Raw genomic sequence first — 9,184 nt, 5'->3', positions numbered from 1 at the left:
GTTCACGTGGACGTACGCGGCCGCTCAGCTTCCCGTCGGCTATCTCCTCGATCGAATCGGATCGAGGGTTCTCTACGGCAGTGCCATCGTCGTCTGGAGCACATGTACGTTCGCGATGGGCTTTGCTTCACATCATTTTTTCGCGACCCTGGGCGCCTCGTTTGCGGTGCTGCTGGTCTGCCGTGCCTTGATCGGCCTCGCTGAAGCACCGTCGTACCTCTCGAATACGAAAATCGTCGCGAACTGGTTTCCGAAGAACGAACGCGCACGGGCGACGGCGACCTATATCAGTTCGCAATACATCGGGCTCGCATTGTTCACACCGGTCCTGACTTTTCTGACAAGCCGTTATGGCTGGCAAATGGTGTTCTATGCAACGGGTGGCGTGGGGATCGTCTTCGGGATCTACTGGCTGATCGTTTATCGCGACCCCAAAGACAGCAGGAAAACCGCTCGGGCAGAGCTCGATCTGATCAAGGCCGGCGGCGGCTACGGATCTCAGGATCAATCCACGGTCAACACCGTGGTCGACAAAGACGACATCCTGTACTTCCTCAAGAATAAAACTGTCTGGGGGCTGTTCATCACGCAGTTCGCCTACAACTCGACGCTGATCTTCTTCATGACGTGGTTCATCGTCTACCTGGAAAAGGCCTTGAATCTCACGCTTTCCAAAGCGGGACTGGGCGCATCCATTCCGTATCTCATGGCCATGGTCGGCATGCTGGCGGGCGGCTTCCTCAGTGACAGCCTGCTGAAAAAGGGTAAATCGGTCACGTTCGCGCGCAAGCTGCCGGTGATCGTTGGGCTGGCGTTGACGGCGATGATCGTCACGGTCAATTTTTTCGAGAACCAGCCCGTCATCGCGATCGGCATTCTTTCGCTGGCCTTTTTTGGAAACAACGTCGCGAATCTCGGCTGGGTGGTATTTACGGACGTCATTCCTCGCAATTTCATCGGGACGATGGGCGGCTTCCTGAATCTGTTCGGTAATCTGTCCGGCATTACCACGCCGATCGTTTTCGGCATGATCCTGCAGCGCACGCATAACTTCCACTATGCGATGTGGTACGTCTCGATCGTCGCCGTTCTGGGCATCCTTTCGTATATCTTCCTGGTCGACAAAATCGAAATGATCGTGCCGCCGAAGAAGCGCGAACGGGACACGTACCGGGTCACGCAGTCGAACTAGGCTCATCAACGAGGAGGGATTCGACAATCCGGGGCTGTGCGAGCAGGTGCGAGACCTGACCTGTTCGACGCGACGAAAATGCCACCTCTAAACGGTAAGACGATTGATCCGGCGAAATTCTTAGCCGTGCCATCCTGGATCGCCCGAAGGCGTTACGCTGCCCGAGCGTCTGCAGAACTGATGTTGACCTTTGAGGGCGACGGCAGTTGTCGTTGACCGTTAGTTGCGTTGAATAAGTCGAGCATCGCGCCTCCGAGGTGAGCTTCAACAGGAGTGATCGAGCGCGAGAAACTGCCGGCTCGATGCGAAGCGCAGGGGAGATATCAGTGCGGATTTGGTATGGAGAAATCCCAGGCGATCTCCCCTCGGCATGTCAGGCGATCGAGGCGTTCTCACACGCCCTTAACCCGTCGCTGCTGTTCGGACGCAATTTGCGAGCGTCCCGTTCCGACTAAGGAACGGACGCTCTTTGGCCCCGCTTGTCAGAGCGTTGAACCCGCACAATACCCAACCGACGGAAACGTCACCTTACGTGATGGCCCCAATCTGCCAGGGCACGAATTCATTCTGGCCGTATCCGTGAATCTCGCTTTTCGATGCCTGGCCCGACGCGGTCGCAAGCATGAGTTGGAAGATCTCTTCACCGAGTTCATCAACCGTTCGTTCGCCGTCGAGAATCGACCCGCAATTCAGGTCGATGTCCTCTTCCTGGCGTTGCCACAACGCGGTATTGGTTCCCAGCTTCAACGATGGCGACGGCGCGCACCCATACGCGGAACCGCGACCCGTCGTAAAGCAGATCAGGTTGGCTCCACCCGCGACCTGCCCGGTCGCCGAAACCGGATCGTAGCCCGGCGTATCCATGAAAACGAGACCGTGTGCGCGGACTAATTCGGCGTATCGGTACACGTCGACGAGATTGGTCGTGCCGCCTTTCGCTACCGCGCCGAGCGATTTTTCGAGGATCGTTGTCAGCCCACCGGCCTTGTTCCCCGCCGATGGATTGTTGTTCAGATCGGCATTCATGCGCGCGCAGTAAGCTTCCCACCAGTGAATCCGTTCGATGAGCTTTTCGCCGACTTCACGTGACACGGCCCGCCGCGTCAATAGATGTTCGGCGCCGTAGACCTCGGGGGTTTCGGAGAGAATCGCCGTTCCGCCATGCAACACCAGACGATCGACCGCCGCGCCGAGTGCCGGATTGGCGGTAATGCCGGAGTAGCCGTCTGAGCCGCCGCATTGCAGGCCGATCACCAGATGCTTTGCATCGACAGGCTCGCGCCGTACATTGTTCGCTTCCGCAAGCATCGCCTTGACCTGTTCGATGCCCGCCGCCACCGTGCGCGCCGTGCCGCCGGTGGCCTGAATGGTCATTGTCTTCAACGCCGCGCCGGGCGTGAGACCCTGGCTTTGCACGAGCCCATCGATCTGATTGGTTTCGCAGCCCAGCCCGACGATCAGTACGCCGGCGAAATTAGGATGCCGCGCATAACCACCGAGGGTGCGCCGGATCATTTCCAGCGCTTCGCCTTCGGAGTCGATCGCGCAGCCTTGACCGTGCGTCAGCGCGATCACGCCATCAACGTTCGGATAGTCCGCGAGCGCTTGCGGATGAATATCGCGACGAAAGTAATCCGCAATGGCGCGAGCCGCCGTTGCTGAGCAATTGACCGATGTCAGAATGCCGATGTAGTTGCGCGTAGCAACACGTCCATCCGCGCGTACGATGCCCATGAACCGTGCCGCCGCTGCGAGCGTCGACGCGGGTTTCGCATCTGCCCCGAAAGCGTAGTCCCGATCGAAGTCGCCCATCGCGAGGTTGTGCGTATGAACGTGCTCGCCGGCTTCGATGACACGTGTCGCAAAGCCGATGATCTGCCCATAGCGCCGCACCGGTGCGCCTGCTTCAACACGGCGCACGGCAAGCTTATGACCCGCCGGGATCAACCCGCGCACGGCAAGACTATTGCGGATGCGCATGCCCGCGATCAGCTGGTGCCGCGCGATGACGACATCGTCGTCGGGATGCAGTTGCACGATTGGCTCTACGATTGCCGAAGAATCGGCCATTGCGTTTGCGGCGCCGAATATCATGACGTAGCCCTCTCGATCTGCGCTGTGCGCACTGCCTCACCCGTTACGGCATCAAGGCTGAAGAGCGCACTATGGGATGCGCAAGCGCAGCATCGTTCGCCGATGTAATGATGTTCGATCATGCTCATGTGAATGTCCGGTTAAATCGTGTGCAGCGTGCCTGCATGTGCCTAGCGAAGCGTCGCTTCGGCCGAGCCAATCGGCGCTTCGGTTACGCGGCGTGAATGTAAGCCGATGCTCATCAGCAGCAGCACGCCGACGACGCCCGCAAACGCCAGAATGAACATGCCCGCACGCGGGCTATTGAAGAGCGTCTCCACCGCCGTCTTTAACGTCGGCGCGATGAAGCCGCCGAGATTGCCGAGCGCGCCGATCATTGCAATACCACTCGCTGCCGCGGTACCGCTCAGGTAGGCCGTCGGCAAAGTCCAGAAGAGCGGCTGAACGACAACGAAGCCAACCGTCGCGATACAGACTGCGACAAGCACCGGTGCGAGGTGATTACCGAGCGTCGACAGTGCGATCCCTGCTGCGGCCATCGCCAGCATGGCCACCGCTAGCTGCCGATGCTTCCCTTTCGCGTCCGCGTAGCCGGTGATAAAGCGCAGTGCGATGAGTGCGCACAACCACGGAATGGCGGTCAGAAAGCCGACCTTCGAGCCGATGGCGGTACCGGTCAACTCCGAAATCCGCGTCGGCAGGTAGAAAATAACGCCATACACGCTGACCTGAATGGCGAAATAAATCGCTACGAAACGAAGCACGTTCCAGTTGCGCAGCGCGGTCAGCGCGGTAGCCGGCCCATGCGCGACCTTGTCCCGGTCTTCCGCTGCAATGGCGTTTTCCAGCGCGTCCTTTTCGGCCGACGTCAGCCACTTCGCGTGGCGCGGTTTGCTGACCAGATAGAAGAACGCGATGATGCCGACCGTCGACGCAGCGAGGCCTTCGACGAGGAACATCCATTGCCAGTTGTGCAGCCCGAGGCGGCCACCCATGACTTCCATCAAATAACCTGACAGCGGGCTGCCGAGCACGAGCGCCACTGGCAAGCCGAAGTAGTAGATGCCTAGCGCCTTGCCGCGTTCACGTGCGGGGAACCAGTAGGTGGAATAGAGGATCACGCCGGGCGAAAAACCCGCTTCGGCCACGCCCAGAACAAAACGCAGCACATAGAACGAAGTCTCGTTGTGCGCAAACATCATCGCCGCCGACGCAAGCCCCCAGGTGACCATGATCCGGCTCAGCCAGAGCTTGGCACCCACCCGATGCAGCATCAGATTGCTCGGAATCTCGAACACCGCATAGCCGATGAAAAAGATCCCGGCCCCGAGCGCAAACGCCGCGTTGCCGATGTTCGAATCGACCTGAAGGGCCTGTTTGACGAAGCCGACGTTCGAACGGTCAAGCATCGATAGCGCGAACATCAGCGCGAGGAAGGGCGCGAGGCGCAGGCGCGCCTTGCGCACCGCGCTTTCCAACGGGTCTTGCGTAACGTGTCGAGTCTGCATCTCGTCTGTCTCCATGGGAAGCCGGGTATGCCGGTCTGTTATGGCGGGTTAGAGCGGGTTCAAAGCATGATCAGAGAGAGGCGGTGCCGAGCAGTCCTCGCGCAGCGAGATTCGCCATCAGCGCGCGCACGCCGAAGGTCCACGGCTCGATGCGGTCGCTGTGGTTGACCCGGTTGACCAGCGTGCCGAGCTGACGGCTCGAAATCTTCACGATATCGCCCAGCTTGTGGGTGAAGCCTGCTCCAGCGGCGTCGCGGTCTTCGATGGGTGCAAAAAGCGTCCCGAGAAACAGCAGCGCGCCATCCGGGTACTGGTGGGTCGAACTGATCGTCTGCGACACGAGATCGAGCGGGTCGCGCGTGATCTGGTCCATCGAACTCGACCCTCGCAAGACAAAACCGTCGCTGCCCTCCACGCGCAAATCGACCGTCGCACGGCGCACGTCATCGATCGAGAAAGTCTCGTCGAAAAGCCGCAGGAAAGGACCAATCGCACACGAGCCGTTGTTGTCCTTCGCCTTGCCGAGCAGGAGCGCACTGCGTCCTTCGAAGTCGCGCAGATTGACGTCGTTGCCCAGGGTCGCGCCGAGCACGCGGCCGCGACTGTCGATCGACAACACGATTTCCGGCTCCGGGTTGTTCCAGACCGAATTGGGATGCAGCCCGATTTCCGCGCCCGTCCCTACAGCGGCCAGCAGCGGCGCTTTTGTGAAGACCTCCGCGTCAGGGCCGATTCCGACTTCCAGGTATTGTGACCATAACCCCTGCTCGGTTAGCAGCGCCTTCAATTTGCGCGCCTCGGCGGAGTCCGGCCGGATGCTGGTGAGGCTATCGCCGACCAGAGACCTGATCTGGTCCCGCACGCGCACCGCGCCCTGCGGATCGCCCTTTGCCTGCTCCTCGATCACTCGTTCGATCAGGCTCGCCGCAAAGGTCACGCCGGCTGCCTTGATGACTTGCAGATCGCAAGGCGCGAGCAGATGGGCAAGCTCGGGGTTGCGCGCCGCGCCGGCCATTGCATTGGCCGTATTGGCGATGATCGTGTCCAGCGTGCCGATCCAGCGGCCACTCGCGGCTCGCACCGTCGCGACAGGATCTTCCCGCTCCACCAGGCTGCTGATAGTCGGTGCCGCGTCGGAAATGTCGAACACGCCCTCGGTGCGCAAGACGACGACGGCGGGACCCGCGGGCACCGATTGCGTGGCAGGAAGCCAGGCGCGGCCGACCAGTGTGCCGGACAACCCGTCCGAAGGAAGCGTGTCCGTTAAGCTGAGTGAAAGCGGGGATGCCATGTCTGTCTCCACGATGTTTGTCTGGCGCGCGCGGCTTGCTGCCGGCTCACGTGCTGATTCGCCCAGCTGCCACTTTAGGCACCCAACCGATAAACATCCAATCTCTTATTCCGTACAATCGATTCCATCCGGTTATGAGTTCTTGCGTGTTTACCCCATGTCCAGACAATTTACCGTGCGTACGTCGAGCGTCCTGGCAAGGCTGCGCTTCAGACATCTTCAACTGCTCGATGCGCTTGGACGCACGCACAACTTGCGCATTGCAGCCGAACAGATGCTCATCACCCAGCCCGCGGCGACAAAAATCCTGAGTGACATCGAATCGATGTTCGGCGCCCAGTTGTTCGAACGGTTGCCCCGGGAGATGCGTCCAACCGATCTCGGCATATTGTCCGTGCGCTACGCGACCACGGCGGTAGCGGATCTGGGCAAGTTCGTGAGCGAGTTCAGCACCTTGAGCGAGGGTGGCTACGGCCATCTCACCGTGGGCGCGATCTCGGCTTCGGCCGCGCAGGTGGTGATTACGGGTATCAAGGAGATCCGCCAGCAGCGGCCGCAACTGGTCGTCAAACTGGTCGAGCAAAGCAGCGACCAACTGGCGTTCTGGCTCGAAGAAAAAAAGCTCGACGTGATGGTGGGCCGTCTGACGGAGCCGCGCCATCAAGTACTGTTCGACTTCGAGGTGTTGTCCGGAGAACCGGTCTGGGTGGTCGTCGGACAGCATCATCCGCTGCTCCAGCGGCGGCGGCTGGAATTGGCCGATCTTGGTGCGTGGCCATGGATTCTCTATCCGCAAGCCACGGCTATCCGGCAGCTGTTCGATGAAACCTTCGCCGGCGCGGGCATTCCTGCGCCAGTGGGCATGGTGGAAACGCCTTCAATCTTCTCGACACTGGAACTGTTGCAGGCCACCGACATGATCTCGCTGCAGCCGCGCGCCGCCGTCGAAAAATACGTGAGCAAGGGTCTGCTCGGGCACCTGCCCGTTCCGATCAACCGGACCATGACGAGCTACGGTATCGTCACGCGCAAGTACGAGTTGCCGTCGCAGCCCATGCAGGAATTCATCACCATTTTGCGTTCGGTTGCCGGAAGTGTCGGCGATCAGGCGCTTCCAGTGCAGGACAGTTCGCGTGCGCCAACCTGACGATACGGATCAACGAACGCGTCCTGCCGAGCGCCTCAGAACGATGTGCCTATCTGGAACTGGAATTTCTGGTACTGATCGCCTGTGTGCTTGACGACCGGTAAGCCGAAGCTCAGCTTGAGCGGACCGATCGGCGAGATCCAGGCGAGACCCACCCCATAGCCGTAGCGCAATCCGTTCGCGCCGATACTATTGCCTTCGCTGCCCCATACGTTGCCGCCGTCGAGGAAGGTAAAGACGCGCAACGTGCGGTCATAACCGGACCCCGGCAATGGAACGGTCAGTTCGATATTGCCGACAATCATCTTCGAGCCGCCGATGGGGTCGTTGGTGGTCGCGTCGCGCGGCCCGAGGGAACTTGGCTCATACCCGCGCACTGAACCGATACCGCCCGCGTAGTAGTTCTTGAAGATCGGATAGGGCTTGCCGTCCAATCCATTACCATAGCCGCCCTGAAAATTCAGGCCAAGCACGAAGCCACGCGCGAACGAATAATAGTATTGCGCCTGCAGGTCCGCCTTGTAGTACGGCGTATCACCGAGCGGCGAGCCGTATTCGGCGTTGGCTTGCGTGTAGTAGCCCCGGCTCGGAACCAGCGCGCTATCGCGGTTGTCACGCGACCATCCCACTGTCAACGGCACATTGTTCGACACACGGCCGAATTGGTTCACGTAGTCGATGTAGCTCTGAGGCGTAGTGGAGTCGACATCCAGGCGGTTCTGCTCGAACCCCAGGCCGAAGTACACCATGTCGGACTCGGAGAAAGGCACGCCGAATTTGAGGTCCGCGCCTGCCGTGATGATTCGGAAGCTCGAGTCGGTCGAATAATACAAGGGCTCTGTCGTGCGGTAATAGACGTCAGTGATGCGCTTGATGCCGTCAATCGTGAAATACGGATCGACCTGCGTGACCGTCAACGTACGGTTGGTCGTCGACGTATTCACATTCAGGGCGAGGCTCGTGCCGGAGCCGAACACGTTGTCCTGCGATATGCCCGCCGAGATAATGGGCCCCTCGCCCGAGCCATAGCCCAGGCCCAGTGAAAGCGAGCCCGTGGGTTTTTCCGTCACCTTGACGTTGATATCGACCTGGTCCGGCGTGCCTTCCACCGGTACGGTGGTCACGTCGACATCGGTGAAATAGCCGAGACGGTTGATCCGGTCTTTCGACAGAGTCAGGCGGTTCGAGTCGAACCAGGAACTCTCCATCTGACGCATTTCGCGGCGCACCACTTCGTCGCGCGTACGCGTGTTGCCGACCACGTTGATGTGGCGCACGTACACGCGGCGGCTCGGGTCCACTTGCAGCGTCAGGTCGACCTTGTGGTGTTCCTGATCGATCTTCGGCTGTGCGTTGACGGTGGCGAACGCATAGCCGTATTCGCCCAGCTTGTCGACGATCGACTTGGTGGTGGCTTGCAGCTTTTCAGCCGAGAAGCGGTCACCCGGTTTGATCTTGACGAGCTTGGCCAGCTCCGCCTCGCGGTCGAGCAGGTTGCCCGCCAGCTTGATGCTGCTGATCGTGTACGGCTCGCCTTCATGCAGCGTGACCGTCAGATACATGTCCTTCTTGTCCGGCGAGATCGACACCTGCGTCGACTCGATGTTGAACTCGAGATGGCCGTGGTTCAAATAATACGAGCGGACGTTCTCGAGGTCCTTTGTGAGCTTATCCTTCGAATAAAGGTCGTCCTTCGTGTACCACGAGAACCAGTTCGGCGTAGAGAGCTGCATCTCATCATGCAGCGTACTTGTGCTGAACACCCGGTTGCCGACGAAATTGACCTGTCGAATCTTCGCGCTTGGCCCTTCTATAACCGAAAACAGAATCGAAACGCGATTCTGATCCACCGGCGTAATCGTGGTGGTCATCTCGGCTGCGTAGTACCCGCGCGTGAGGTATTGGTGCTTCAGCTCCTGCACGGCGCGATCAACAAGCGACTTGTCGTAATA

6 protein-coding genes are annotated in these 9,184 nt (G+C 59.9%); 2 read left to right on the top strand and 4 right to left on the bottom strand.

Annotated elements, in window-relative coordinates; genetic code table 11:
* On the top strand, positions 1–1,192 hold a 1,192-nt coding region (locus QOC89_RS06625; protein WP_323044292.1), incomplete at its 5' end, for an MFS transporter.
* A gap of 528 nt (positions 1,193–1,720) precedes the next feature.
* Here the strand turns inward: QOC89_RS06625 and QOC89_RS06620 are convergent.
* The 3 genes from QOC89_RS06620 to QOC89_RS06610 form a co-directional block, all read right to left on the bottom strand.
* Positions 1,721–3,262 (bottom strand): UxaA family hydrolase, encoded by a 1,542-nt coding sequence (locus QOC89_RS06620; RefSeq protein ID WP_416340365.1) that lies wholly within the window; start codon positions 3,260–3,262, stop codon positions 1,721–1,723.
* 194 nt (positions 3,263–3,456) lie between these two features.
* Complete coding sequence (locus QOC89_RS06615) at positions 3,457–4,794, bottom strand: MFS transporter (RefSeq protein ID WP_323044290.1); 1,338 nt, start codon at positions 4,792–4,794, stop codon at positions 3,457–3,459.
* A 70-nt stretch (positions 4,795–4,864) separates the two neighbouring features.
* Complete coding sequence (locus QOC89_RS06610; RefSeq protein WP_323044289.1) at positions 4,865–6,085, bottom strand: fumarylacetoacetate hydrolase family protein; 1,221 nt, start codon at positions 6,083–6,085, stop codon at positions 4,865–4,867.
* A gap of 157 nt (positions 6,086–6,242) precedes the next feature.
* Between QOC89_RS06610 and QOC89_RS06605 the strand changes: the two genes are divergently transcribed.
* On the top strand, positions 6,243–7,232 hold the full coding sequence (locus QOC89_RS06605) for a LysR family transcriptional regulator (protein WP_323044288.1): 990 nt from the start codon (positions 6,243–6,245) through the stop codon (positions 7,230–7,232).
* 35 nt (positions 7,233–7,267) lie between these two features.
* On the opposite strand, the gene bamA is transcribed toward QOC89_RS06605, so the two are convergent.
* A partial coding sequence (gene bamA, locus QOC89_RS06600; RefSeq protein WP_323044287.1) for an outer membrane protein assembly factor BamA occupies positions 7,268–9,184 on the bottom strand: 1,917 nt, incomplete at its 5' end.

This window comes from Paraburkholderia sp. (assembly GCF_034668105.1).
Classification (GTDB): domain Bacteria; phylum Pseudomonadota; class Gammaproteobacteria; order Burkholderiales; family Burkholderiaceae; genus Paraburkholderia.
This window is presented reverse-complemented; position numbering and strand designations above follow the sequence as displayed.